Origin of the sequence: Amycolatopsis sp. EV170708-02-1, assembly GCF_022479115.1 — a bacterium.
GTDB lineage: Bacteria > Actinomycetota > Actinomycetes > Mycobacteriales > Pseudonocardiaceae > Amycolatopsis.
In genome coordinates, this window is record NZ_CP092497.1 from 926,100 (window position 1) to 951,969 (window position 25,870).

Here is a 25,870-nt window from a genome sequence, read left to right on the forward strand (position 1 = left end):
CGTGAGCACACGAGCGGCCCTCCCCGAACTGTCCGACGACGTCTGCGCGAGGCTCCGTGACGCCTTCCGCCGGACGGGTTACGACGCCGACGGCGTGGTCGGCGCCCTCGGCTCCGCGCACGGCGCCCTCGGGCGCGGCGAACCCGAACTCGCCTACCGCGCGACCCGCGACGCGGGCGAACTCGGCACGCTGATCCGGCTGTTCCTGCTGGGTTCGACCGAACCGGAGAAGGACGTCGAGGCCGCGTTCGCGCCGCTGTCCCTCGATGACGCGGTCGCCGCCACCCTGCTCGTCCCCGCGGCCGACGGCTACCGCGCCGGTCTCGACGTCCGCCCGCACGGCGACGACGAAGGCTCGTGGTGGGTCGTCGCCGACCTCGACGCCGACATCCTGGGCGGGACCGTGCCCGAGGACCACGTGCTCGGTGTCGGGCACGCCTCCCTCAGCCTGATCCGCGCGACCAGCCGCCGCGAGGTCGGCAGCCTGCTCGACGTCGGCACGGGCAACGGCGTCCAGGCGCTGCACGCCACCCGGCACGCGAAGAAGGTCACCGCGACCGACGTCTCGGCCCGCGCGCTGGCGCTCGCCGCGGCCACGTTCCGGCTCAACGAGCTGGACGTCGAACTCGTCCGGGGCGAATGGTTCGCGCCGGTCGCGCGGCGTCGGTTCGACCAGATCGTCTGCAATCCGCCGTTCGTGGTGGGCCCGCCGCGGGTCGACTACACCTACCGCGACTCCGGTCTCGCCGGTGACGACGCCAGCGCGCTCGTGGTGCGGCAGCTGCCCGGGTTCCTCAACGACGGCGGCACCGGCCAGCTCCTGGCGTCCTGGCTGCACGTGAAGGGCGAGGATTGGGGCGATCGGGTGACCCGCTGGCTGCCCGCCGAGACCGACGCGTGGTTCGTCCAGCGGGACATCGCCGATCCGGGCCTCTATGTCGGCACGTGGCTGCGCGACGCGGGCATCGACCCGCGCTCCCCCGAAGGCCGCGCGAAATCGGGCGCGTGGCTCGATTGGTTCGCCGAGAACGACGTCCAGGGCATCGGTTTCGGCTTCGTCACCCTGCGCCGGGCGGACGGCGCGACCCCGACGATCGTGTGCGAGGACCTGCGCCAGGCCTACGACGACCCGCTGGGCGCCGAGGCCGCGAACTGGCTCGATCGGGTGGAATGGCTTCGCACCAACGGGGATTCGCTCCTCGATGTCCGGTTCCGGGTCCCGGAGACCGTTCTCCTGGAGAGCGTCGCCGAGCCGGGCGAGGAGGGCTGGGCCACGACCGTCCAGCGGCTGCACCGCACCGACGGTCCCGGTTGGTCGCACGAAGTGGACGAGCTCGCGACACGGCTGCTCGCCGGTTGCCAGGGCGCGTTGCCCTTGGAGGACCTGATCGTGCTCCTGGCGGCCGCCCAGGGCCTGGAACCGGAGGAACTGGCCGAAGCCGCGTTACCGGTCGTCCGGGAACTGGTCCGGCACGGCATGCTGCTGCCCGCCGTCTGATGCGGGCGGTGGTGGCGAGGGTCACGGAAGCGAGCGTGACCGTCGGCGACGAGGTGACCGGCGCCATCGGCGAGCCGGGTTTGCTGGTGCTGCTGGGAATCCACGTCGACGACGATGCGTCGAAGGTTCCGGCGATGGCCCGCAAACTGCACGAAGCTCGCATACTTCGCGACGAGGAGTCGTGCGCCACCACCGGCGCTCCGCTTCTCGTCGTAAGCCAATTCACCCTTTACGGCGACACCCGCAAAGGCCGCCGTCCCTCCTGGACCGCGGCCGCCCGGCCCGAGGTCGCCGAACCGCTCGTGACGGCCGTCGTCGACGCGTTGCGCGAACGCGGCGCCCGGGTCGAAACCGGCCGGTTCGGGGCCATGATGGCGGTCCGGAGCGTGAACGACGGTCCGTTCACCCTCCTCATAGAGGTCTAGACCACGTTTCTTCGTCCCCGGCACGGGCATTCTCAGGAAAAGCTCAGGGTTGGTCGAGCAACGCCCCAGGTCAGCCGCCCGTCTCCTCTATAGCGGCCGGGAACGTTTTCGGACCTCCCGGCGTTGAGCCAAGTGTCCAGCCAAGCTGGGCCGACGAGGAGTAGCCGGTTTCCACAGGGCCTGCTACGCCGAGGCGGATCCGGCGGACACATCGCAGCACGTTCAGCCCGTGACCGGGGAGGCAGAATGTCAGTCCAGACTCTCGAACGCGAAGCGCGCGGGATTCGCGAGCGCCGTATCCCGGCGCAATCCACCCAGGAGCCGGTGAGCACGGGGGCGCTCACCGACGCCGACCTCGACGCCCAGAGCCCGGCCGCGGACCTCGTTCGCGTGTACCTCAACGGAATCGGCAAGACGGCGCTGCTGTCCGCCGCCGACGAGGTCGAGCTGGCCAAGCGCATCGAAGCCGGCGTGTTCGCCCAGCACATGCTGGACACGGCCGAGGGCCTCACGCCGAAGCGGCGTTCGGAGATGTCCGCCCTCGTGCGTGACGGACACAGCGCGAAGAACCACCTGCTGGAGGCGAACCTCCGCCTCGTGGTCTCGCTCGCGAAGCGGTACACCGGCCGGGGGATGCCACTGCTCGACCTGATCCAGGAGGGGAACCTGGGTCTGATCCGCGCGGTGGAGAAGTTCGACTACTCCAAGGGATTCAAGTTCTCGACGTACGCCACCTGGTGGATCCGCCAGGCCATCACCAGGGGGATGGCCGACCAGGGCCGCACCATCCGGCTGCCGGTCCACCTGGTGGAACAGGTGAACAAGCTGGCCCGCATCAAGCGCGACCTGCACCAGCAGCTCGGCCGGGACGCCACCCACGAGGAGCTTGCCGCCGAATCGGGCATTCCGGCGCACAAGATCTCGGACCTGCTCGACCACTCGCGTGACCCGGTGAGCCTCGACATGCCGGTCGGCACCGAGGAGGACGCCCCGCTCGGTGACTTCATCGAGGACTCCGAGGCGACCGACGCCGAGAGCGCCGTGATCTCCGGTCTGCTCCAGGACGACCTGCGCCGCGTGCTCGCGACGCTGGACGACCGCGAGTCCCAGGTGATCCGCCTGCGCTACGGCCTCGACGACGGCCAGCCGCGCACGCTCGACCAGATCGGCAAGCACTTCGGGCTCTCCCGTGAGCGCGTTCGTCAGATCGAGCGAGAGGTCATGTCGAAGCTGCGTCAAGGTGAGCGGGCGGACCGCCTGCGCGCCTACGCTTCGTAGCGCCACAGAGCCATTCGGCGCGGAAAAAGCAACACCCGTTCGGCAGCGTTGACTTATGACCTGCGTCACGAGACCGTCGAGCAGGTAAAAAGTCTTCGCGGTCGGGTGTTCGCGCCCGGATCGCTTTCCCCGGGAGGTCGGGTCCGTCGGGGTGGGCCCGGCCTCCCGAACTATTTGTGCGGCGCGGCGACAAATTGCAGCGCGGGAATTGCATTCGGTCCCGAGCCTCGTGAGTGGCAAGGACGGTTCTAACCGTCCTTGCCACTCACGAGGCCGGTGACGGCGCCCACCGGAAGTGGCCTCGGTTACGTCAGCCGTGGCCTCTCGGGCGCCTTGCCCGGGCTTGGGTACCGTGGGCGGGTTCCCGATGCCGGCAAAGGAGCCCGCGCAGTGGCGCCCACCACGTTCCAGTACACCGAAGTCCTTCCGCTCGCGAAGGACACCCACACCGAGTACCGGCTGATCGGCACCGAAGGTGTCGAGGTCGTCGAAGCCGCGGGCCGGAAGTTCCTCAAGGTCGAGCCCGAGGCGCTGACCAAGCTCGCCAAGACCGCGATCACCGACATCCAGCATCTGTTGCGCTCGTCACACCTGGCGCAGCTGCGAGCGATCGTCGACGACCCCGAGGCCAGCGGCAACGACCGGTTCGTCGCGATGGACCTGCTGCGCAACGCGGCCATCTCCGCCGGCGGCGTCCTCCCGATGTGCCAGGACACCGGCACCGCGATCGTGATCGGCAAACGCGGCGAAGGCGTGCTCACCGGCGCCGACGACGAGCGCGCGCTCTCTCGCGGTATTTTCGACGCCTATCAGGAGTTGAATCTGCGCTATTCGCAGATGGCGCCGGTGAATTTCTGGGATGAGCGCAATACGGGTACCAACCTGCCTGCCCAGATCGAGCTCTATCACAAAGATGGACAGGGCGACCCGAGCTATGAATTCCTGTTCATGGCCAAGGGCGGCGGCAGCGCGAACAAGACGTTCCTCTATCAGGAAACGAAAGCCGTCCTGAACCCGAAGCGGGCTCGCGAAGTTCCTCGACGAGAAGCTGCGCAGCCTCGGCACCGCGGCCTGCCCGCCGTACCACCTCGCGATCGTCGTCGGCGGCACGTCGGCGGAGTTCAACCTGAAGGTCGCGAAGCTGGCCTCGGCCCGCTATCTCGACGATCTGCCCACCGAGGGTTCCGAGCTGGGTCACGGTTTCCGCGACGTCGACCTCGAACAGCAGGTGCTGGAGATGACGCGCCAGTTCGGCATCGGCGCGCAGTTCGGCGGCAAGTACTTCTGCCACGACGTCCGCGTGATCCGCCTGCCGCGCCACGGCGCGTCCTGCCCGGTCGGGGTCGCCGTGTCGTGCTCGGCCGACCGCCAGGCGAAGGCGAAGATCACCGCCGACGGCGTGTTCCTGGAGCAGCTGGAGCGCGATCCGGCGCAGTTCCTGCCGGACGTCACCGAGGACGACCTGTCCGACGAGGTGGTGACCGTCGACCTCAACCGGCCGATGGCCGAGATCCGCGCCCAGCTCTCGCAGCTGCCGGTGAAGACCCGCCTGTCGCTGACCGGTCCGCTCGTCGTCGCCCGCGACATCGCGCACGCGAAGATCGCCGAGCGGCTCGACGCGGGCGAAGAGATGCCTCAGTACCTTCGCGACCACCCCGTGTACTACGCGGGCCCGGCGAAGACGCCCGAGGGCTACGCGTCGGGGTCCTTCGGGCCGACCACCGCGGGCCGCATGGACTCCTACGTCGAGCAGTTCCAGGCCGCGGGCGGTTCGCTGGTGATGCTGGCGAAGGGCAACCGGTCCAAGAAGGTGACCGCGGCGTGCAACGAGCACGGCGGGTTCTACCTCGGCTCGATCGGCGGCCCGGCCGCGCGGCTCGCGCAGGACTGCATCAAGAAGGTCGACGTCCTCGAGTACGCCGAACTGGGGATGGAAGCGGTCTGGAAGATCGAGGTCGAGGACTTCCCCGCGTTCATCGTCATCGACGACAAGGGCAACGACTTCTTCGAGGCCACGTCGGAACCGGTGCTGCAGATCAGCTTCCGCTGAGATCCGTGAAGGCCTCCTTCGCTACCTTCAGGGTAGCGAAGGAGGCCTTCACGGCATTACGGTCGGTCAGCGCATCTGCTTCAGGACCACGGTCCGCTCCCCCAGCGGCGCCGACAGCGCCACCGAGATCACCGGATGCCGGATGTCCATCGTGCACATCTGGCCGGTCTGGCCCTTGAGTTCGGTCAGGTTGACGGTGACCCTGGTCCCGTCCTGCTGCGCGGCCTCCGCCGTCGCGTGCCCGCAGCCGCCTTCCTGGCCGCGGATGTTCAGGATCGTCCCGCCGTTGCTGGTGTACACCTCACGCGGATAGTCCGCGGGCAGTGCCGACGCGTCGAGCTGCTTGTCCGGCAGCTTGGTGCTGCCTTCCGGCACCTCCTGGCGCGGCGCGCCCGGCACACCCGGCTGGCTCCCGGGCTTGCTGCTCGGTGCGGGCGCCGACGACGAAGGCGGCGCGGTCGGGGACGGCGGCACGGTACTCAGGGTGCCGCTCCCGGGTCCGGCCGCGGGTTCCGCTGCCTGGTTCTGCGCCCCGCAAGCGGATACCGCAACGACGATCAGGCCAAGGCCGATGACATTCGTTAAGTACCTCATGTGACTGGGACGGAACGAAGGCGCCGTGGGGTTGCACATGATCCCGGCCCGTTCACAAGACCACGGTCCGGGTGCCGAGCGGCTCGGCGAGTTTCACCGGCAGGACGGCGTAGCGGATCACCTGCGGGCACATCTGCCCCGGCTTCCCGTGGTCGATGGTCACGGTGACCACGACCCGCTGCGCGTTCTCTTCGGCGAGGTCCGCCCTCGCCTCGTCGCAGCCGCTCAGTTCGAGGTGCACGTTCAGGCCGCCGTTCTCGGCGCTGACCCGCACGGGCAGCTTGGTGTCGACCTGGGACGGCGGCAGCATCTTGTCCGAGGGCGGCGGGCCGACGGTCGGCCGTGACATCGGCGGTTTCGCGACCGGCGGGCTCGCCGGGAGCGAGGTGGGCAGATCCGAAGGTGTGGTGACGACCGGAGGGGTGCTCGTGTTCGCCGGTGCTCCGGGGCCGCCCGCGCCGCAGGCCGCCGTCGCGGCGAGCACGAGTCCCGCGCCCAGCGTCTTCGCTGCGTTCATCATGGTTTCAAGACGGAACGAAGCGGACAAACGGTTGCATCAACGCTGTGTCATTCAACGCTGCGCCGCGCGGCCACGGGCAAGCCCGAGGATCACCACCCCCGCGAGGGTGACGGCCAGCAGCAGCACCGTGCTCGCCGACGCGAGGAACACCTGGCCCCGGTCGGTGAGCGCGAAGATGCTCGCGGGCAGCGTGCGCCAGTCCGGCGGGTACAGCATCATCGTCGCGCCCAGTTCGCCCATCGACATCGCCAGCGCGAGGCTCGCCGACGCCGAGATCGACGGCAGCAGGACCGGCAGCCGCACCCGCAGCAGCACCCGGACCGGCGAGGCGCCGAGGCTCGCCGCCGCCTGTGCCAGCAGCGGATCCATCCGCGCGATCGCGGCCGAGACCGTGCTGTAGGAGAACGGCAGCAGGATCATCACGTGCCCCAGCAGCACGATCCAGCGCGTGCCGTTGAAGGCGAGCGGAGGACGGCTGAACGCGACGAGCAGCGCCAGCCCCAGCACCACCGACGGCACCGCGATCGGCAGATGGAACAGGGTGTCGACCGCCTTCCGCAGCTTCGACGGCGCCGACTGCGAAGCGAGCGCGGCCCACGTGCCGAGCAGTACCGACACCAGCGACGCGATGACCCCGGTCTGGACGCTCACCGAGAGACTCGCGAACGTCTCCCCGGACAGCGCCCGCGCGAAATGCGAGCCGGTGAACGCGCCCGGCAGCAGCCCCGTCCAGTTCCCGGCGACCGACGCCAGCACGATCATCAGCAGCGGCGCCAGCACGATCGCGGTGAACAGCACCGCGAACACCACCCACAGCAGGACGCGGCTACGCCTGGTCCACAGCAGCACGGCTGCCTCCCTTCGTCAGTCGCCGGTAGGTTCCGTACAGGGCGAGGGAGAAGACCACGTTGACCACCGCGATGACACAGGCCTGCGGGAAGTCGAAGGTGACGATCCCCTTGCCGTAGACCAGCATCGGCAGTGTCGTGACGTCCTTGGCGCCGAGGAACAGCACGATGCCGAACTCGTTCATCGCCAGCAGCATGGTCAGGCAGGCGCCGGAAGCCAGTGACGGCAAGGCCTCCGGCAGGATCACCTGGCGCAGCACGCGGCCGGGTTTCGCGCCGAGGCTGGCCGCGACCTCCATCTGCGCCGAGGAGACCTGACCGAACGCGGCGAGCGCGGGCCGCATCACGAACGGCGTGTAGAAGGTGATCTCCGCCAGCAGGATCCCGAACGGCGAGTACAGGAACCCGCCCGCGCCGAGGATTCCGGCGCTGCCGTAGATGAAGGTGAACGCGAGCGCGATGAGGAACGACGGGAACGCGAGCACGGTGTCCACCAGCCGCGAGAGCGTCCGCGCGCCGGGGAACGGCACGAACGCGATCACCAGCGCGAGGAACGTCCCCAGCACCACGCAGCCCGCGGTGGCGCCGAGCGCGAGCGCGACGGTCTTCCAGGCGGCGTCCCGGAATTCCGCCGAACCCAGCACATCCAGCCAGACCGACAAGCCGAACTCGCCGGTCTTCGATTCCAGTGACTGCAGGACGACCAGCACCAGCGGGTAGCCGAAGAAGCCGAGCAGGGCGAGCACCGGTGGCAACAGGAGCCAACCGTGGCCGGGCCGTTTCTCCCGCCGCCGCGCCGGTGCCGCCACGGCGGCGAGCGCGAGGCCGGTCATCCGACACCCACCAGCGGGCAACCGTCCGGAATGGACACTCCGACCCGCTCCCCCACACTCGGCAGGCCGTCGATGTCCGGCACTTCGGCCCGGATCTCGTTCCCATCGAGGTCCAGATCGAGCCGGAAACCCGTGCCACGCCACTGGACACCGCGCAGGACCGCGGGCAGCGCGCCGGGAGCGTCCGCCGCGGTGATCCCGACCCGATGCGGCCGGACACCGAGCGCGACGGGCCGGCCCGCCCGGAAGGTCCCGGACGGATCGGCCGCCAGCTCGCGGTCGCCGAGCCGGACGCGGGTGCCGTCGGGCTGGATCAGCTCGACCGGGATGAGGTTGGACGCGCCGAGGAAGCTCGCGGTGAACTCCGTCGAGGGCCGCTGGTACAGCTCGCGGCTGGGCCCGAGTTCGACCAGTTTCGAGTCACGCATCACGGCGATGCGGTCGGCCAGCGCCAGCGCCTCGCCCTGGTCGTGGGTGACGTAGATCAGGGTGGTGTCGGGGAGTTCGGCCCGCAGCCGCAGCAGTTCCGCGACCATGTCCTCGCGCAGGGCGGCGTCCAAAGCGGACAGTGGTTCGTCGAGCAGCAGCACCCGCGGCCGGATCGCCAAAGCCCGCGCGAGCGCGACGCGTTGCTGCTGCCCGCCCGAAAGTTCGCGGGGGTAGCGGCGGGCGTATTCGCCCATCCCGACCAGCTCCAGCGCCTCGGCGACCCGGCGCGCGGTCTCGGCCCGAGGCGTTTTCCGTGCCTTGAGACCGAAAGCGACATTGGCCTCGACCCGCATATGCGGGAACAGCGCGTAGCTCTGCACGACCACGCCGAGGCCGCGCCGGTGCGGCGGCAGAGCGGTGACGTCCTCGCCGTCGAGCAGGACCCGGCCCGTGCTCGGCACGACGAAACCCGCGAGTGCCTTCAGCGCCGTCGACTTGCCGGAGCCGGACGGCCCGAGCATCGCCAGCGTCTCCCCTCTCGCCACGGTGAGGTCCAGTGGCGAGAGGGCGGTCGTCCGGCCGAAGCGGACGGAAACGCCGCGGAATTCGACCGCCGGGGTCATCGGCCCACGGCCTTCTTGTACGCGGCGAGGTCGGCGTCGAGCTTCGCCAGGACCGCGTCCCAGTCCGGCTGCCAGATCTCGACCCCGGCGAGGGCGGCCTTCACCTTGTCCGCGCGCGGGCCGGACGGCGTGACGTCGGTCCGCGACGGGGCACCGAAGGCGTCGACGGCCTTGCCCTGCACCTCGGGCGAGAGCAGGAAGTCCAGGAACTTCTTGGCGTTCTCGGCGTGCGGCGCGTTGTTCACCAGCCCGGCGTAGTACGGGAGGGCGAAAGTGGAGCGCTTGCCCTGCGCGTCGGCCGGGAAGAAGACCTCGAAACCGCCGCTTTTCTCGATTTCGGCGAGGTTCATCTGGACGTCGCCGTTGGCCACCAGGATCTCGGCCTTGGCCACCTTCGGCTGCAGTTTGCCGGTGGAGGACGACGGCCCGACGTTGTTGGCTTCGAGCTTCGCGAGGTAGTCGAGCGCGCCCTGATCACCGAGGACGTGCTGGAGCTGCAGCAGGACCGCGGTGCCGTCGCCCGCCTCGCCGGGGGTCGAGTACTGGAGTTTGCCCTTGAGCGACGGGGACAGGAGGTCGTCCCACGTCTTGGGCGAGGCCTGCGGGTTGCGGATGAAGCTGAGGTAGTTGTTCATGAGCGCGAAGTAGCGGCCCTGGCCGTCCTTCTGCCCGGCGGGAACCTGGTCGATCCCGGCGGGCGCCGTGGCGGCGAGCAGCCCCTGCGACGCGGCCCGCTGGATGAACGGCGGCAGCGTGACCAGGATGTCGGCCTGGGTGTTGGCCTTCTCCTTCTCCACCCGCGAGGCGACCTCGCCGGAGCCGGCGGTCACCGCCTGGACGGTGATCCCGGTTTTGGCCTTGAACTCCTCGATGCGCTGGGCGTACCAGTCTTCGAGACCGTCCACTGTGTACAGCGTGACGGTCTGGTCGCCGGACGCGCCACCGGCGGTCCCGCCGCAGGCGCCCAGGGTGAGGGCGAGCAGGCCCGCGAGGGCGGTGGCCGCGAGTTTCTTCATGTCGTCAAAGCTCCTTTTAGGACAGCAGGGCGGGGAGGTCGCGGACGGAGTCGAGGACGTGGGTGGCGCCGGCGGCTTCGAGTTCCGGCTTCTTCGCCGATCCGGTGAGCACGCCGGCGACGAGCGAGGCACCGGACCGCAGCCCGGTCAGGACGTCCGAAGGGGTGTCACCGGCGACGGCGACGCGGCGGACGTCGGTGACTTCGAGCCGCAGCGCGGCGGCGAGGACGAGGTCGGGGAACGGGCGGCCGCGCACGCCGTCGCCCGGCGCCAGGACGGCGTCGGCGAGGCCGTGCCAGCCCAGCGCGTCCAGGATCGCGTTCTGCGTGTCCGGCGCGAAGCCGGTGGTGAGCGCGACCTTCACGCCGTGCGCGCGCAGTTCCTGGATCGTCTGCTCGGCGCCGGGGATCGGCTCGCAGTGGCCGTCGGCGACGAGTTTCCCGTAGGCGTCCTGGAAGGCGGTGTTCGCGCGCTGGGCGAGCTCCTCGTCCCCGTCGAGCAGGGCGCGGAAGACGACGATCTTGGACTGTCCCATGGTTTCGACGACGTAGTCGAGCATGGCGGGGAAGCGACCGTCCTCTTCGGACACTCCGGCGGCGGCGATCGCGGCGGTGAAGGCGCGGATCACCAGGCCGTCGTCGGCGACGGTGGTCCCGGCCATGTCCAGGACGACGAGTTCGGTGTTCACCAGGACAGCTCCTCGGCGGTGTCTTCGGCGATGGCGGGGGAACAGGTCATGCCGCGGCCGCCCGGACCGGTGACGAGCCACGCGTTGTCCGCGACGCGGGCGCGGTGCACGATCCGGGAGGTGTCGGTCGTCTGGGCGTAGACGCCGGCCCAGCGGCGGGTGATGCGCGGGAGCGGGCGTCCGAGCAGCGCCCCGGCGACCTCGGCGAGGTGGTCGTACGGGGCTTCGGTGGTGTCGAACGAGAACGGCTCGTCGTATTCGTGGGTGTCGCCGATGGTCAGCGAGCCGTCGAGGCGCTGGACCATGAGCAGCTGCATCTTGGCGGCCGCGGCGATCTCGCCCTGCGGCTGGCCCGCGTTGAGGCCGTCGAGCGCCTCGCCCTGGTAAGCCGGGTAGTACCGGAAGCTGTCCGCGTCGGCGACCGTGGTGGTGAGGGTTTCCCCGAGCGGCTCGGTCTGGGCCATCTGCAGCCGCACGCGGCGGACCGGCGCCGTCCCGGCGAGCTCCTTGACCAGGCCGCCGGTCCAGGCGCCGGTGCACAGCACCACGACGTCGCCCTCGTGGGTCTCGCCCGCGTCGTCGACGACACCGCGGCCGGTCAGGTCGCGGATCTCGCGGCCGGGCACCCAGGTGTAGCGGCCGGATTTCGCGAGTTCGGCGCGCAGCGCGGGCTGGGCGACGCGCGGTTCGACGGCGGCGTCGCGGTCGCACCAGAGCGCGCCGAGGAAGTCGCCGCGCAGGGCCGGGTTGAGCTCGCGGGTCTCGGCGGCGTCGAGCAGCTTGAATCCGCGGTCCTCCGTGCTCGCGGCCGCGGCCGCGGCGACGGCGAGTTCGGCCTCGGTGCGGACGACGGTGAGCGAGCCGTTCGGCCGGAAGCCGATCCCTTCGACGCGTTCCCCGATGCGCTCCCACAGCACCCGCGCCCTGGCGGCGGTCTCCAGTTCGGGGCCACTGGCGCGGCCACCGACCCAGACCAGGCCGAAGTTGCGCACGGACGCGCCCCTGGCCTCGGGTTCCCGTTCGATCTGGACGACTTCGTGGCCGCGTTCGACGGCCTGCCAGGCGTGCTGAGTGCCGAGCACTCCGCCGCCGATGATGAGGATTCGCACACCGCAGACGCTCGCCTGCGCGCACCAACGCTCCGTGGCCCTGGCCCTAACCCCAGGTGAAGTGCCCGCCAAATCTGGACCAGACCTGTTATCTTCGCGTTACATTACGCCGCGTTTCGTCCTCTGGATGCGGTCGTTGAATCCGCAAATATCGCGTTCAGAGGACTAACTGCGGTAGTGGCTACTCCACTCGGCCCAAGCGGGTCTCGAAGGAGAGCCGGTCACCGCGGAACAGCGACCGGACACGTTCGAACGGGACCCCGTCGGTCCCCCACGAGGTCCGGTGCATCAGCAGCATCGGCAGCGCCGGGTTCGTCCCGATCAGCAGCGCCTCCCGCGGCGTGGCGAGCACGGTCTCGACCCGCTCCTCCGCGCCGTCGAAGACCACCCCAGCCTTTCCCGCAAACAGGCGTAGAGCGACTGTGTGGGATCGAACACATCCATGAGCGTCGGGAATCGCGCGGCGGTGAGATAGGTCGATTCCAGCCCGACCCGCTCGTCGTCGGCGAGCAGCACCCGTTCGATGTGGATGACGTCGTCTTCGGGATCGATTTCCAGTTCCGAAGCCAGCGACGGACCCGCCTCACGGCGTTCCAAAGAGATCAAATTCCGGCCAGGCTCGATGCCCTGCCTCCTGAGTCCTTCGGTGTAACTCACCAAGGCGAGCGGCTGGACGAGCTTGGGGCCCGCGACGTACGTGCCGCTCCCCTGTCGCCTGCTCAGCCGCCCTTCCAGGACGAGTTCACCGACGGCCTGGCGGACCGTCGCACGGGAAACCTCGAATCTTTCGGACAGTTCCCTTTCGGTGGGAAGTACCGCCCCTTGGCCTAATTCGGAGATCACGTCGAGCAGATCGACTTTGACCGCGTAATAGCGGGGAATGCGGCCGTGCTCGGGAATTCCGTCCCGAACCGGGCCGTCGGCGGGGGGATGCAGTCTAGGCGAACGCGCTTTCACGATCCAGATCCTAGGCCCGATTCCCCATGCCTGTACTGACCCGAACGAAGTGTTCATGCCACGCTCACACTGGTGGCCGAAAAGGGCACCCTCGGCGGGTGTTCAGCCTTCCGGCGGTTCCGGCGATCACCGGTCCGGGAGTAGGGGCGTTGGGCGCTCCGGCCTACGCCATTCGTCGGCAACCAGGCCCGGACGTCCGTTAATCACCACCAACGGCCGAAAGATCCGAAGAAAGTTGGTTGTCCCCGTGTATGCCCACCTGCTGTAGTCAGGTGGCCGCAGTCAGTCTCCCTGCCTCCACTGTGGACAGCCGGAAGGAATGAACCCTTGAACATCAAGCGTCGGTTCAGCCTGCTCAAAAAGACCCTGATCGCCGTCGCGGCGGCCGGAACCCTGGCGGGTCTCGCCACGGCTCCGCAAGCCGCCGCCGCGCAGCCGCCGTCCACCGACGTGGTCGGTGGCACCCGGGCCGCTCAGGGCGAATTCCCTTGGATGGTCAGGCTTTCCATGGGTTGCGGTGGTGCGCTCTACACCCCGCAGATCGTGCTGACGGCCGCGCACTGTGTGTCGCGGACCGGGGCCAACACGGGTATCACCGCCACCCTCGGCGTGGTGGACCTGCAGAGCACCGCGGCCAAGAAGGTCAAGTCGACCTACGTGTACCGGTCGCCGACCTACCCCACCTCCACCGGTGGTGACTGGGCCCTGATCAAGCTCGCCAGCCCGGTCAGCGGCATCCCGACGCTGCCGATCACCACCTCGACCGCCTACAACAGCGGCACGTTCACCGTCGCCGGCTGGGGTGCCGCGACCGAGGGCGGCGCGCAGCAGCGTTACCTGCTCAAGGCCACCGTCCCGTTCGTCTCCGACTCGACCTGCAAGGCGCAGGGCGGCAGCTACGCCGACCTGATCGACAGCGCCGAGATCTGCGCGGGCAACATCGACTCGGGCGGCGTCGACACCTGCCAGGGCGACTCGGGCGGCCCGATGTTCCGTCGCGACAGCGCCGGGGCCTGGATCCAGGTCGGCATCGTCAGCTGGGGCGAAGGCTGCGCGCGGGCGCACGCTCCCGGCGTCTACACCGAGGTGAGCACCTTCGCGACCGCGATCAAGAACGCGGCCGCCGGGCTCTAGTTTCCACCCGCACGGCATGCCCTGACTCGTGAGTGGCAAGGACGGTTCTAACCGTCCTTGCCACTCACGAGTCTTTTCAGCGGGTCTTGTCCAAACGCGACAGTGTTTCTTCGTACCCCGAAACGAGTTCCGCGATCACGTCGGCGACCGGGCGCACCCGGTCCATCCGCCCGACGATCTGCCCCACCGGCATCGAGACCACGCTCGGATCCGCCGCGTGGTGGATCCGGTTGTGCGCGTGGGAGACCAACAGGTTCTGCAGCGGCATCGGCAGCGGCTCGGGCGCGCCGGGCGCGGCCCACGCCTCGGTCCACCGCGTCTTGAGCAGCCGCGCCGGTTTGCCGGTGTAGATCCGCGTCCGGACGGTGTCGGACGACCCCGCCGCGACCAGCGCCCGCTGCATCGCCTCGGACTCCCCCATGGTCTGGAGGTATTCCTCGGTGGCGAGCCAGAAGGAGCCCATCCAGACCCCGGACGCGCCCAGCGCGAGCGCGGCCGCGACCTGCCTGCCCGAGCCGATCCCGCCCGCGGCGAGCACCGGGACCCGGTCGCCGACGGCGTCCACCACCTCGGGCAGCAGGACCATCGACGCGATCTCGCCGGTATGCCCGCCCGCCTCATAGCCTTGTGCCACAACGATGTCGACGCCGTTGTCGACGTGCCGGACGGCGTGCTCGGCCTTGCCGGCCAACGCCGCGACCGGCACGCCCTTCGCGTGGCACTGCTCGATGACGTCCACCGGCGGTGACCCCAAGGCGTTGGCGATCAACCGGATGGGGTGTTTCAGCGCGACCTCGACATGGGACCGGGCGACCGAATGCAGCCAGCCCAGCACGCCGGCGCGTTCGTCGGTGTCGTCCGGCAGCGGCGGCACCGCGAGGTCGCGCAGCGTCCGCTCCACGAAGTCGCGATGCTCCTGCGGGATGTGCTTCGCGAGATCGATCGACGTCCCTTCGGCCGGGATCTTCGCGGGCATCACGATGTCGACGCCGTACGGCTTCCCGCCGGTGTTCTCGTCCATCCAGGACAGGACGGCGTCGAGTTCGGCCGCGTCGTTGAACCGCACACAGCCCAGCACGCCGAGACCGCCCGCCCGGCTGATCGCCGCGGCCACGTGCTCGGACGGGGTGAACCCGACGATCGGCAGGTCGATCCCGAGCCGGTCGCACAGAGACGTCCGCATGAAACTCCTTACGCCGGTTGGATGGAAACGGGCTCGTTCTCGGAGGCGTAGCGCTGCGCCCAGGGATAGTCCGGCTTCCCGCTGGGGGAGCGCCCGATCTCCTCCGCGAGCCAGAGACTGCGCGGCACCTTGTACCCGGCGATCTCGGTCCGTACGTGCGCTTCGAGCGCGGCGACGTCGAGTTCCTTGCCGGACCTCGGCTGGATCACCGCGGCCACCCGCTGGCCGAGCCGGTCGTCGGGGATGCCGATGACGAGCGCGTCGAAGACGTCCGGATGCGATTTGAGCGCGCCCTCGACCTCTTCCGGGTACACCTTCTCGCCGCCGGTGTTCACGCACTGCGACCCCCGGCCGAGCAGGGTCACCGTGAGGTCTTCCTCGTAGCGCGCGTAGTCACCCGGGACGACGTACCGCTTGCCGTCGATCTCGACGAAGATCTTCTCGGTCTTCGCGGGATCCTTGTAATACCCGAGCGGGACGTGCCCGCGCCGGGCGATCAGGCCGATGGCGCCCGGTTCCGGCTCGACGAGCGCGCCGTCGTCGTCCACGAGGATCGCGTCCTTGCCGAAGTTGACCCGGGGGCCGGCGGAATGATCGCTGTCCTTGCTGACCATGCCGATGCCGGTGAACCCGCTTTCGGAGGAGCCGATCGCGTCGGTGATCACCACATGCGGGAGCAGCGCCAGGAATTCCTGCTTCACCGATTGGGAGAACAGGGCGGCGTGACTCGACACCGCCACGATCGACGACGCGTCGTAGTCGCCCTCGCGATAGGCGTCGATCAGCGGCCGCGCCATCGCGTCGCCGACGATGGTGAGCACCTGGACCTTGTTGTCCTGCACGGCTTTCCAGACGTCGTGCGCGTCGAACCGCGGGACGAAAACGACCGGGCTGCCGGTGAACAGCGCGCCGAACGCGGCCCACTGCGCGGCGCCGTGGATCAGCGGCGCGGCCGGGAGCCGGACCAGGCTGCCCGACTTGCCCTGTTCGGCGAGCGTCCACTCGTCGGGGACGTACTCGCCGGTGACGAAGTTGATGCCGCCGCCGAGCGCGCGCCAGATGTCCTCGTGGCGCCACAGGACGCCCTTGGGATAGCCGGTGGTGCCGCCGGTGTAGAGGATGTAGATGTCGTCGGCGCTGCGCTCGGCGAAGTCCCGCTCGGGCGAGCCTTCCGCGAGCGCGGTTTCGTAGTCCACGCCGCCGTAGGACGAGTAGTCGCCGTCGCTTCCGTCGTCGATGACGACAACGTGTTTCAATTTCGGCGTTTCCGGGAGGACGGCGGCGACCTTGTCCGAATAGCCGCGTTCGTGGACCAGCGCCACGAGGTCGGCGTTGTCGAACAGGTACCGCAGTTCGCCGTGGACGTAGCGGTAGTTGACGTTGACCGCGATCGCGCGCAGCTTGTACGCGGCGATCATCGATTCCAGGGCCTCGATCGAGTTCCGGGAATAGACACCGATGTGGGATCCGGGTCCCACGCCGTGTGCCGCGAGGTGATGCGCCAGCCGGTTGGCGCGCTCTTCCAGTTCGGCGAAGGTGACCCGCCGATCGCCGCAGACGACCGCGATGCGCTCCGGCACGGCGTCGACGGCGTGCTCGAGTAGATCCGCGATGTTGAGTGCCACTTCCCCAAAGTAGAACATGTTATCGTTCTGGGCAATGGCCGCTCTATGGGAGGCTGAAACTTTGAAAAATGTGGTGAACGAACCGCACGCGCTGGTGGAAAAGACCGGACACACCCTCGTGGTGACGATGAACCGGCCGGAGGCCCGCAACGCGCTCAGCGGCGAGATGCTCGGGATCATGGTCGAGGCGTGGAACCGGGTCGACGAGGACGACGACATCCGGTGCTGCGTGCTCACCGGCGCGGGTGGCGCGTTCTGCGCGGGCGCGGACCTGAAGTCGATGTCGAAGAACTCGCCGTCCGATTCGTTCGAGAAGGGCACTTTCGACCCCAGCAAGATCGAGGGGCTGTTGAAGGGGCGGCGGCTGACGAAGCCGTTGATCGCGGCCGTCGAGGGCCCCGCGATCGCGGGCGGGACCGAGATCCTTCAAGGCACCGATATCCGCGTCGCGGGCGAGAGCGCGAGGTTCGGCGTGTCCGAAGCGCGATGGAGCCTGTTCCCGATGGGCGGTTCGGCCGTGCGGCTCCCCCGGCAGATCCCGTACACCGTCGCGGCCGACCTCCTGCTGACCGGACGCCACATCAAGGCGGCCGAGGCACTGGAGATCGGCCTGATCGGCCACGTCGTGCCGGACGGCAAGGCGCTGGACAAGGCGCTCGAACTCGCCAGCCTCATCTCCCAGAACGGCCCGCTCGCGGTCCGCGCGATCCTCAAGACGATGCGCGACACCGAGGGCATGCACGAGGAAGAGGCCTTCAAGCTCGACGCCCAGTACGGCATCGAGGTCTTCGCGAGCGAAGACGCGAAGGAAGGCCCCCGCGCCTTCGCCGAGAAGCGCAAGCCCGTCTTCCGAGGCCGCTAACCCGTAACTCGCGTGATTGAGGCCGTAACTCACGTGATTGGAGGCGTAACTCCCGAGTTACGCCTCCAATCACGCGAGTTACGAGTTACGGCACGCGGTGGCCTTCCCAGTACGGGTCGCGGAGCTTGCGCTTGTAGAGCTTCCCGTTCGGATCTCGCGGGAGTTCGGGCAAGTAGTCGACGGAACGCGGGAGCTTGAACTTCGCGAGGCGTGACGCCGCGTACTCGAGGATCTCCGCGGTCAGCTCGTCGGAGGGCTCGACACCGTCCGCGGGCTCGACGACGGCCTTGATCGCCTCGCCCCAGTCCTCGTGCGGGACGCCGAACACGGCGACGTCGGCGATCTTCGGGTGCATCACCAGTTCGCCCTCGATCTCCGCCGGGTAGATGTTGACCCCGCCCGAGATGATCAGATCCGCCTTGCGGTCGTGCAGGAAGAGGTAGCCGTCCTCGTCGAGATGCCCGACGTCGCCGAGGGTGAACAGGTCCCCGACCCGCGCCTTGTCCGTCTTGGCCCGGTCCTTGTGGTACTCGAACTTCGAGTCGCCCATCTTCATGTACACCGTGCCGGTCTCGCCCGCGGGGAGTTCCGTGCCTTCGTCGTCGAGGATCTTGATCGTCGAACCCGGCCACGGCAGCCCGACCGAACCCGGTTTCTTCAGCCATTCCTCGCCCGAGATCGCCGTGCCGCCACCTTCGGTGGCCGCGTAGTACTCGGTGACGACCGGGCCCCACCAGTCGAGCATCCGGCGTTTGACCTCCAGCGGGCACGGCGCGGCGCCGTGGATCATCACGCGCAGCGAACTCAGGTCGTAGGCCGCGCGGACGTCGTCCGGCAGCGCGAGCAGGCGGCGGAACTGCGTCGGGACCATATGGCTGTGCGTGACGCGGTGCCGGTCGATCAGCCGCAGCATGTCCTCGGCGTCCCAGCGGTCCATCAGCACCGCGGTATGGCCCAGCTGCAGGGAAATCGCGACGAAGTTGAGCACGGCCGTGTGGTAGAGCGGCGATCCGCACAGGTGCACGTGGCCGTCGTGCGGCGCGAGCCCGAAGATCCCGAAGAACCACGTCGACGCGGCGGGCACGGAGTCGGGGTCGGCGCCGGTCAACGGCCGCCGGACACCCTTGGGCCGCCCCGTGGTCCCCGACGTGTAGAGCATCGGCGAGCCCGCCGTACGCCGCTCCGGGCGCCCGTCGCCCTCTCCGGAGCCGAGTTCCTCGATCCGGCGGAAGCCCTCGACGTCGCCGACGGCGAACCGGCCCCATTCCGGGATCCCGGCCTCGTCGGCGGCGGCGATCGCGACGTCGGCGAACCGTTCGTGCGCGAGGAAGGCCTTGGCGCCGCTGTCGGACAGGATGTAGGCGACCTCCGGCCCGACCAGATGCCAGTTGACCACCACGATGTACAGGCCGGACTGGATGGCGGCGAAGTAGGCCGCCACGAGTTCGTCGCCGTTGGGCTGCAGGACGACGACCACGTCTCCGGCCTCCAGCCCGAGGGCCTGCAGGCCACGGGCGTACGCGTTCGCTTTCGCGGCGAGGTCCCCGTAGCCGATCGAGCGGCCGTCCGGATCGACGAGCGCGACCCGCTCCGGCTCCTGTGCGGCGATGTTCCAGACCCCAAGTGTCCCGGTGGCAGTCGACATACCCGCAAATCTAGAACGCGTTCCACTCAAGGGCAACCGTCAGCCAAGCCCAGATGGCCGATCTTGCCGAGAAATCGAGAACATGTTTCACTCAGGATGTGAGCGCACCTGAACTTCCGCTGTCGGCCCCGCTCAACGTGGGCTTCGACTACACGCGTTCGGTCGGCCCGGTACTCGGCCGGTTCGTCGACGCCCTGCGCGAGCGCCGCGTCGAAGGCGTCCGGGGCAGCGACGGCCGCGTCCACGTGCCCCCGCTGGAGTACGACCCCGTGACCGCCGAAGCCTTGTCCGAGTTCGTTCCGGTGGCCTCCGAGGGCGAGATCGTCTCCTGGTCCTGGATCGCCGAACCCGTCGACGGTCAGCCGTTGTCGCGGCCGTTCGCGTGGGCGCTGATCCGCCTCGACGGCGCCGACACCTCGATGCTGCACGCCGTCGACGCCGGCTCCCCTTCGAATGTCCACACGGGACAGCGGGTCCGGATCCGCTGGGCGGACGAGACCGTCGGCCACATCCGGGACATCGCCTACTTCGTCCCCGCCGACGGGCCCGACACCGAAACCACCGAGCCGCCTCCTCCGGTCGCGAAACGCGAGGACGGCGCGCCGGTCAGCGTGGTGATCACGCCGATCCACCTGCGCTACGAGCATTCCGCGTCGCCGGAGGAAAGCCGGTACCTGCGCGGGCTCGCCGAGGGGAAGCTGATCGGCCAGCGCTGCCCGTCGTGCGAGAAGGTCTACATCCCGCCGCGCGGCGCGTGCCCGACCGACGGTGTCCCGACCACCGACGAGGTCGAACTGCCCGACACCGGCATCGTCACCACGTTCTGCATCGTGAACGTGCCGTTCCTCGGCCAGAAGATCAAACCGCCGTACGTCGCCGCGTACATCCTGCTCGACGGCGCGGACATCGCGTTCCTGCACCTCGTCCTCGGCTGCGACGCCGCCGACGTCCGGATGGGCATGCGGGTCCGGGCCGTCTGGAAGCCACGGGACGAATGGTGGACGTCGCTGGAGAACATCGGCCATTTCGAACCGACCGGCGAACCCGACGCGCCCTACGAATCCTTCGCCCACCATCTGTGAGGACCACCGTGCCAGATGTAGCAGTCGTGGGCTTCGCGCAGGCCCCCAACGTCCGCAGCACCCCGGGCACCACCAACGGCGTGGAAATGCTGGTGCCGATCTTCGCCGAGGTCTTCGAGCGCACCGGTCTGTCCAAAGAGGACATCGGGTTCTGGTGCTCGGGTTCCTCGGACTACCTCGCCGGCCGCGCGTTCTCGTTCATCGCCGCGGTCGACGCCATCGGCGCCTTCCCGCCGATCCACGAGTCGCATGTCGAGATGGACGCCGCCTGGGCGCTCTACGAGGCGTGGCTGAAGATCCGGATGGGCGAGGTCGAGACCGCGCTGGTCTACGGCTTCGGCAAATCCTCCGCCGGACAATTGCGGCGGGTGCTCGCCTTGCAGATGGATCCTTACGTCGTCGCGCCGCTGTGGCCGGATTCGGTGAGCGTCGCCGGGATCCAGGCGCGGCTGGGGCTCGAATCCGGGCTGTGGTCGGAAAAGGATCTCGCCGAGGTCGCCGCGCGCAGCCGCGCCGACGCCGCCGGCAATCCCGCCGCGCAACTCTCCGGAACGGTCGAGGTCGCGGAGCTTCTCGACGCCCCGTACTTCGCGGATCCCTTGCGGGCCCACGACATCGCGCCCATCACCGACGGCGCCGCCGTGCTCGTCCTCGCGTCGGCCGAACGGGCGGCGGACCTCGTCGACAGCCCCGCGGTGATCACCGGGATCGAGCACCGCGTCGACTCCCCCGCGCTCGGCGTGCGGGACCTCACTAAGTCGCCGTCGACGGCCGCCGCCGGACGGGCGCTCGACCTCGACGGCGTCGAAGTGGCCGAACTGCACGCGCCGTTCACCCATCAGGAATTGATCCTGCGCGACGCGCTGGGCCTCGGCGACCAGGTGCGGATCAATCCCTCCGGCGGCGTCCTGACCGGTAATCCGATGTTCTCGGCGGGGCTGGCGCGGATCGGCGAGGCGGCGAACCGCATCCTCGACGGCAGCGCGCGCAAGACCCTCGCCCACGCGACCAGCGGCCCCGTCCTCCAGCAGAACCTGGTCGCGACCTTGGAGGTCCTCTCGTGAAGCACCTCGCGGCCGTGTTGGGAACCGGCCAGACGCACCACAAGGCCAAACGCACCGACGTGTCCATGCCCGGCCTGCTCCGGGAGGCCATCGACCGGGCGATGCTCGACGCGGGGACCGGTTGGGACGACATCGACGCGGTCGTCCTCGGCAAGGCGCCGGACCTGTTCGAGGGCGTGATGATGCCCGAACTGTTCCTCGCCGATTCGCTCGGCGCCACCGGGAAACCGTTGCTGCGGGTGCACACCGCGGGTTCGGTCGGCGGCTCGACCGCGCTCGTGGCGGCGTCGCTGGTGCAGGCGGGCGTGCACAAACGGGTGCTGACCGTGGCTTTCGAGAAGCAGTCAGAGTCGAACGCGATGTGGGGCCTGTCGATCCTGCCGCCGTTCCAGATGCCGGTGGGCGCCGGGGCGGGCGGGTATTTCGCGCCGCACGTGCGCTCGTACATCCGGCGATCCGGCGCGCCCGACCACGTCGGGGCGATCGTCGCGGCCAAGGACCGGCGCAACGGCGCGCTGAATCCGTACGCGCATCTGCGGCAGTCCGACATCACGGTGGAGTCGGTGCGGGCGTCGCAGATGCTGTGGGATCCGATCCGTTACGACGAGACGTGCCCGTCCTCGGACGGCGCGTGCGCGATGGTGATCGGGGACGAGGCGTCGGGCGATGCCGTTCCCGGTGGCGCGGCGTGGATCCACGCGACCGCGATGCGCACCGAACCGACCACGTTCGCCGGTCGCGACCAGGTCAACCCGCAAGCCGGCCGGGACGCCGCGGCGGCGTTGTGGCGCGACGCGGGCATCACCGACCCACTGTCCGAAGTGGACGCCGCCGAGATCTACGTGCCGTTCTCGTGGTTCGAGCCGATGTGGCTGGAGAACCTGGGCTTCACCGACGAGGGTCAGGGCTGGAAGCTCACCGAGGCGGGTGAGACCGCGCTCGGCGGACGCCTGCCGGTCAACCCGTCGGGCGGCGTGCTGTCGTCGAACCCGATCGGCGCGTCCGGGATGCTCCGGTTCTCCGAGGCGGCCAAGCAGGTGATGGGCCGGGCCGGGGACTACCAGGTCGACGGCGCGCGGATCGCGCTCGGGCACGCGTACGGCGGCGGTTCGCAGTTCTTCTCGATGTGGGTGGTGGGGTCGGCCAAGCCGAGCTAGATCCGGCGGCGGGGCCGGAGGCGTTGCGCGGCCAAGGTCGCGACCACCCCGGTCACCGCGCCCACCAGCACCGGCTTGAGCCCGTGCCGATCGGGTGCCGCGACCACCGGCCGGACCACCACCGGAGGCGGCGGTTCGACCGGGTCCGGCGGGGCGTCGCGCGCGGTCGCCGTCCAGGCCGTGACGAACACCAGCATCCGCGCCACCAGTGAGATGAAGAAGATCAGACCGATGATGGAACCGAACGCGACCCCGGTCGGCGAGTTCCCGATCAGGCGCAGGTAGATCCCACCGGCCTGCTTCAGCAGTTCGAAGCCCAGCGCCAGCGCGACCGCGCCGCGCATCGCGCTCGAGACCCCGACCGGTTTCCGCGGCAACCGGGTGAGCACCCAGAGGAACACGAGCCAGTTCGCCAGCAGCGCCAACGGGATCGAGATCGCCGACAGCACGTTGTGGCCCCACGCGGTGTCGTCCACCCCGGCCAGCCCCAGCAGGTACCGGCCGAGCGCGGACCCCGAGATGGTGATGGCGAACGAGAGCAGCAGCGCGCTCGCGAGGCCGAGCAGCGCGAGCAGGTCCGCGGCGATCGTACGCAGCAGCGGGAGATCCGACCGGTTCTGGCCCCACAGCGCGGTGAGCGCGTCCCGCAGCGAGTTCATCCAGTTCCAGCCGGAGTACAAGCCGATGATCAGACCGATGATCCCGACACTGGTGCGCTGCTCGACGAAGCCGGTGAGCAGCTCCCCCGCCTTGTCACCGAGGCCGCCGGGCAGGGTGCCGGTGATCGCGTTCAGCATCGACTCGATCAGCTGCGGCTGGCTCGCCAGCACGAAACCGGCCACCGAAACCGCGACCATCAGGATGGGCACCAGCGAGAACAGGCTGAAATAGGTGATCGACGCGACGTAGTGGTAACCGCCGTACTCGATGTAGCGGTTCACGGCCCGCGCCACGTGGTCCAGCCAGCGGTAGCGGGCACGCAGCCGCTTCCATTTCGTCGATGCTTGCTTCTCCCTCACACGCCAATGTCTACCTCAGGCAGGTCACGGGTCGGGGGCAACACGCGATCAAGCGAGCGCGATCAGCCGCGAGCCGTCGTCCTCCGGCAGCGACGGGCCCGCGGTCGCCAGCACGGTGTTGCCGAGAAAGTCCAGCTCACAGCCGAGGGTGGAGAGGAACGCGGTGTCGGCGGCGTCCCGGCCGGTGGCGATCCGGCAGAGGCTCTGCCTCGGCGCGAGGCCGGTGGCGTCGAACACGTACCAGCGGCCGTCGATCGCGGCCTCGAACACGGCGTGGAAGTCCATTGGGGACAGTCCGGGCGCGTAGACGGCGGCGAACCGGGCGGGGATGTCGAGCACACGGCACAGCGAGATGCAGACGTGCGCGTAGTCGCGGCAGACCCCTTCCCCGGCGAGGTAGGTGTCGACGGCGTCGTCGGTCGGCGAACCGGAACCGACCACATAGGACAGGTGCTCGCCCACGTGCCGGACGATCGCCTCCACCTGGGTTCGCGCGTCGGGCAGGCCGCCGAAGCGGGACAGCGCGAGCCCGCCCATCCGGTCCGAGGGGCAGTACCGGCTGGGCCTGGTGTAGCGGATGACGTCGTCCATAGCGACCGGCTCGGCGTCGGCCGGGTCGAGCGTGCGTCCGGCGCGGTACCGCACGACGTGTTCACCGGGCGGAAGCTCGACGACCTGGGCCCGGGTCCCGTGTTCGAACGCCACCTGGCGCGGCGGCGCGGGATAGGCGAACTCCTCGTGCCCGGCCCCACCGGCGAGCGCGATCACGAACGCGGCGGGGCCGGGTTTCGTGACCCGGAAGGACATTTCGACGTCGACCTGTACGTGGGGACCCATGGCCCCATGGTGCCCCACGGGGTCGCGTCCGGCCGATCAGGTCAGGCGTAGCGGACCTGGTAGTGCTTGATCCCGTTGAGCCAGCTCGACCGGAGGCGGTCGGGCGGGGCGAGTTCGGTGATGTCCGGCATGACATCGGCGATGGCGTTGAAGATCAGGTCGATCTCCAGCCGCGCGAGGTTGGCGCCGATGCAGTAGTGCGAACCCGTGCCGCCGAATCCGACGTGCGGGTTGTCCTCGCGGAGGATGTCGAACTTCTCCGGCCGGTCGAAGTGGTCCGGGTCGAAGTTCGCGGAGCTGTAGAACATCCCGACCCGGTCGCCCTTGCGGATGTGCTGCCCGCCGAGTTCGGTGTCCCGGGTCGCGGTGCGCTGGAAGGCGACCACCGGGGTGGCCCAGCGGACGATCTCGTCCGGCGCGGTCTTCGGGCGCTCCTTCTTGTACAGCTCCCACTGGTCGGGGTGATCGAGGAACGCCTTCATCCCGTGGGTGATCGCGTTGCGCGTGGTCTCGTTGCCGGCGACGGCGAGGAGGATGACGAAGAAGCCGAACTCGTCCGACGCCAGCGATTCGCCGTCGACGTCGGCCTGCACCAGCTTCGTGACGATGTCGTCCATCGGGCACTTGCGGCGTTCTTCGGCCATGTTCCAGGCGTAGCCGACGATCTCCGCGGACGCGGCGAGCGGTTCGACCTCGTACTCGGGGTCGTCGTAGGAGACCATCTGGTTCGACCAGTCGAAGATCTTCAGCCGGTCTTCCTGCGGGATGCCGATCAGTTCGGCGATGGCCTGCAAGGGAAGTTCGCAAGCGACGTCGACGACGAAATCGCCGGAGCCCTTCTTCTTGGCCTCGCTGACGATCTTCTCCGCGCGATCGCGCAGGGTGTCCTCGAGCTTCGCGATCGACCTCGGCGTGAAACCCTTCGACACGATCCGGCGCAGCTTCGTGTGCTGCGGGGCGTCCATGTTGAGCAGGACCAGACGGTTGGCTTCGAGGCTGTCGTCGGTCATGTTCTCGTCGAACCGGATGATCGCGGTCTTCTCCCGGGAGGAGAACAGCTCGCTGTCCCTCGACACCGCCTTGACGTCATCGAGCCGGCTGACCACCCAGTAGCCGTCATCGCGGAAGCCCGCGGTGTTGTGCGGCTGGGGGTTCCACCAGACCGGTGCCGTACGGCGGAGTTCGGCGAACTCCTCCAGAGGCAGTCTGGTGGCGTACAGATCCGGATCGGTGAAATCGAAACCGGCGGGGATCAGGGGAGCGGCCACGGGCTACCTCCTACGCGGTTCGCCAATGAAACACGTTCTAGACCCGATTGAAGCATACGACGTTTACCAAGTGAAGAGTTTCAGTGAAACCCGTTTACTCGGCGCACGTGGATCTTGCGATCCCTG

At 69.1% G+C, this 25,870-nt stretch carries 22 protein-coding genes and 2 pseudogenes; 9 read left to right on the forward strand and 15 right to left on the reverse strand.

Annotated features, from left to right (window positions below; translation table 11 throughout):
* Nucleotide 1: 1 nt before the first annotated feature.
* The 4 genes and pseudogenes from MJQ72_RS04030 to MJQ72_RS04045 all read left to right on the forward strand — a co-directional run bounded on the left by MJQ72_RS04030 (nt 2) and on the right by MJQ72_RS04045 (nt 5,251).
* Complete coding sequence (locus MJQ72_RS04030) at nt 2-1,498, forward strand: methyltransferase (RefSeq protein ID WP_240597760.1); 1,497 nt, start codon at nt 2-4, stop codon at nt 1,496-1,498.
* Nucleotides 1,498-1,923 (forward strand): D-aminoacyl-tRNA deacylase, encoded by a 426-nt coding sequence (dtd, locus tag MJQ72_RS04035; RefSeq protein WP_240597767.1) that lies wholly within the window; start codon nt 1,498-1,500, stop codon nt 1,921-1,923. The genes MJQ72_RS04030 and dtd overlap by 1 nt, the downstream gene beginning before the upstream one ends.
* A 246-nt stretch (nt 1,924-2,169) precedes the next feature.
* Nucleotides 2,170-3,201 carry a sigma-70 family RNA polymerase sigma factor gene (locus MJQ72_RS04040; RefSeq protein WP_016332919.1) on the forward strand — a complete coding sequence of 344 codons (1,032 nt, stop codon included), beginning with the start codon at nt 2,170-2,172 and terminating at the stop codon, nt 3,199-3,201.
* Between the two features lie 390 nt (nt 3,202-3,591).
* Nucleotides 3,592-5,251 (forward strand): annotated as a pseudogene (locus tag MJQ72_RS04045) (fumarate hydratase).
* A 66-nt stretch (nt 5,252-5,317) separates the two neighbouring features.
* Here MJQ72_RS04045 and MJQ72_RS04050 read toward each other — a convergent pair.
* The 9 genes and pseudogenes from MJQ72_RS04050 to MJQ72_RS04090 form a co-directional block, all read right to left on the reverse strand.
* Complete coding sequence (locus MJQ72_RS04050; RefSeq protein ID WP_016332917.1) at nt 5,318-5,725, reverse strand: hypothetical protein; 408 nt, start codon at nt 5,723-5,725, stop codon at nt 5,318-5,320.
* Nucleotides 5,726-5,897: 172 nt separating this feature from the next.
* On the reverse strand, nt 5,898-6,365 hold the full coding sequence (locus tag MJQ72_RS04055; protein ID WP_240597769.1) for a hypothetical protein: 468 nt from the start codon (nt 6,363-6,365) through the stop codon (nt 5,898-5,900).
* Between the two features lie 51 nt (nt 6,366-6,416).
* The gene (locus tag MJQ72_RS04060; RefSeq protein ID WP_240597771.1) at nt 6,417-7,214 is read right to left on the reverse strand and encodes an ABC transporter permease; all 798 of its coding nucleotides are present in this window, start codon (nt 7,212-7,214) and stop codon (nt 6,417-6,419) included.
* Complete coding sequence (locus MJQ72_RS04065; RefSeq protein WP_240597772.1) at nt 7,192-8,046, reverse strand: 2-aminoethylphosphonate ABC transporter permease subunit; 855 nt, start codon at nt 8,044-8,046, stop codon at nt 7,192-7,194. The genes MJQ72_RS04060 and MJQ72_RS04065 overlap by 23 nt, the downstream gene beginning before the upstream one ends.
* Nucleotides 8,043-9,098 carry an ABC transporter ATP-binding protein gene (locus MJQ72_RS04070; protein ID WP_240597773.1) on the reverse strand — a complete coding sequence of 352 codons (1,056 nt, stop codon included), beginning with the start codon at nt 9,096-9,098 and terminating at the stop codon, nt 8,043-8,045. Before MJQ72_RS04070 ends, MJQ72_RS04065 begins: the two co-directional genes overlap by 4 nt.
* Nucleotides 9,095-10,114: a 2-aminoethylphosphonate ABC transporter substrate-binding protein gene (locus MJQ72_RS04075; RefSeq protein WP_037343652.1), complete on the reverse strand. Its 1,020-nt coding sequence runs from the start codon at nt 10,112-10,114 to the stop codon at nt 9,095-9,097. Before MJQ72_RS04075 ends, MJQ72_RS04070 begins: the two co-directional genes overlap by 4 nt.
* Nucleotides 10,115-10,130: 16 nt before the next feature.
* The gene (locus MJQ72_RS04080; protein ID WP_240601250.1) at nt 10,131-10,805 is read right to left on the reverse strand and encodes a phosphonatase-like hydrolase; all 675 of its coding nucleotides are present in this window, start codon (nt 10,803-10,805) and stop codon (nt 10,131-10,133) included.
* Nucleotides 10,799-11,911 carry a TIGR03364 family FAD-dependent oxidoreductase gene (locus MJQ72_RS04085; protein WP_240597774.1) on the reverse strand — a complete coding sequence of 371 codons (1,113 nt, stop codon included), beginning with the start codon at nt 11,909-11,911 and terminating at the stop codon, nt 10,799-10,801. The genes MJQ72_RS04080 and MJQ72_RS04085 overlap by 7 nt, the downstream gene beginning before the upstream one ends.
* A 181-nt stretch (nt 11,912-12,092) precedes the next feature.
* A pseudogene (locus MJQ72_RS04090) lies at nt 12,093-12,868 on the reverse strand (GntR family transcriptional regulator).
* A gap of 327 nt (nt 12,869-13,195) precedes the next feature.
* On the opposite strand from MJQ72_RS04090, the gene MJQ72_RS04095 reads away from it, so the two are divergent.
* On the forward strand, nt 13,196-14,002 hold the full coding sequence (locus tag MJQ72_RS04095) for a trypsin-like serine protease (protein WP_240597775.1): 807 nt from the start codon (nt 13,196-13,198) through the stop codon (nt 14,000-14,002).
* Nucleotides 14,003-14,078: 76 nt separating this feature from the next.
* Here the strand turns inward: MJQ72_RS04095 and MJQ72_RS04100 are convergent, their stop codons facing one another.
* Nucleotides 14,079-15,185, reverse strand: coding sequence for a nitronate monooxygenase family protein (locus tag MJQ72_RS04100; RefSeq protein ID WP_016332907.1), 1,107 nt, complete (start codon nt 15,183-15,185; stop codon nt 14,079-14,081).
* An 8-nt stretch (nt 15,186-15,193) separates the two neighbouring features.
* Complete coding sequence (locus MJQ72_RS04105; protein ID WP_240597776.1) at nt 15,194-16,810, reverse strand: acyl-CoA synthetase; 1,617 nt, start codon at nt 16,808-16,810, stop codon at nt 15,194-15,196.
* A 73-nt stretch (nt 16,811-16,883) separates the two neighbouring features.
* Between MJQ72_RS04105 and MJQ72_RS04110 the strand changes: the two genes are divergently transcribed.
* Nucleotides 16,884-17,672, forward strand: a complete 789-nt coding sequence (locus tag MJQ72_RS04110) for a crotonase/enoyl-CoA hydratase family protein (protein WP_240601251.1) — start codon at nt 16,884-16,886, stop codon at nt 17,670-17,672.
* Nucleotides 17,673-17,757: 85 nt separating this feature from the next.
* On the opposite strand, the gene MJQ72_RS04115 is transcribed toward MJQ72_RS04110, so the two are convergent.
* On the reverse strand, nt 17,758-19,317 hold the full coding sequence (locus MJQ72_RS04115; protein WP_240597778.1) for an acyl-CoA synthetase: 1,560 nt from the start codon (nt 19,315-19,317) through the stop codon (nt 17,758-17,760).
* A 53-nt stretch (nt 19,318-19,370) separates the two neighbouring features.
* Between MJQ72_RS04115 and MJQ72_RS04120 the strand changes: the two genes are divergently transcribed.
* From MJQ72_RS04120 to MJQ72_RS04130, 3 genes are read left to right on the forward strand one after another with little or no spacing between them, the layout of a single operon-like run.
* Nucleotides 19,371-20,399 (forward strand): Zn-ribbon domain-containing OB-fold protein, encoded by a 1,029-nt coding sequence (locus tag MJQ72_RS04120; protein WP_396426925.1) that lies wholly within the window; start codon nt 19,371-19,373, stop codon nt 20,397-20,399.
* 8 nt (nt 20,400-20,407) lie between these two features.
* Entirely contained in the window at nt 20,408-21,463 is a 1,056-nt protein-coding gene (locus tag MJQ72_RS04125) for a thiolase domain-containing protein (protein ID WP_240597786.1), read from the forward strand.
* Entirely contained in the window at nt 21,460-22,620 is a 1,161-nt protein-coding gene (locus MJQ72_RS04130) for a thiolase domain-containing protein (protein WP_125687929.1), read from the forward strand. The genes MJQ72_RS04125 and MJQ72_RS04130 overlap by 4 nt, the downstream gene beginning before the upstream one ends.
* Here the strand turns inward: MJQ72_RS04130 and MJQ72_RS04135 are convergent.
* From MJQ72_RS04135 to MJQ72_RS04145, 3 genes are read right to left on the reverse strand one after another with little or no spacing between them, the layout of a single operon-like run.
* Nucleotides 22,617-23,639, reverse strand: coding sequence for a YhjD/YihY/BrkB family envelope integrity protein (locus tag MJQ72_RS04135; RefSeq protein WP_240597787.1), 1,023 nt, complete (start codon nt 23,637-23,639; stop codon nt 22,617-22,619). The genes MJQ72_RS04130 and MJQ72_RS04135 overlap by 4 nt on opposite strands.
* A gap of 48 nt (nt 23,640-23,687) precedes the next feature.
* Nucleotides 23,688-24,476, reverse strand: coding sequence for a transglutaminase family protein (locus tag MJQ72_RS04140; protein ID WP_240597788.1), 789 nt, complete (start codon nt 24,474-24,476; stop codon nt 23,688-23,690).
* Nucleotides 24,477-24,517: 41 nt separating this feature from the next.
* Nucleotides 24,518-25,744: a cytochrome P450 gene (locus MJQ72_RS04145; protein WP_240597791.1), complete on the reverse strand. Its 1,227-nt coding sequence runs from the start codon at nt 25,742-25,744 to the stop codon at nt 24,518-24,520.
* Between the last annotated feature and the right edge of the window lie 126 nt (nt 25,745-25,870).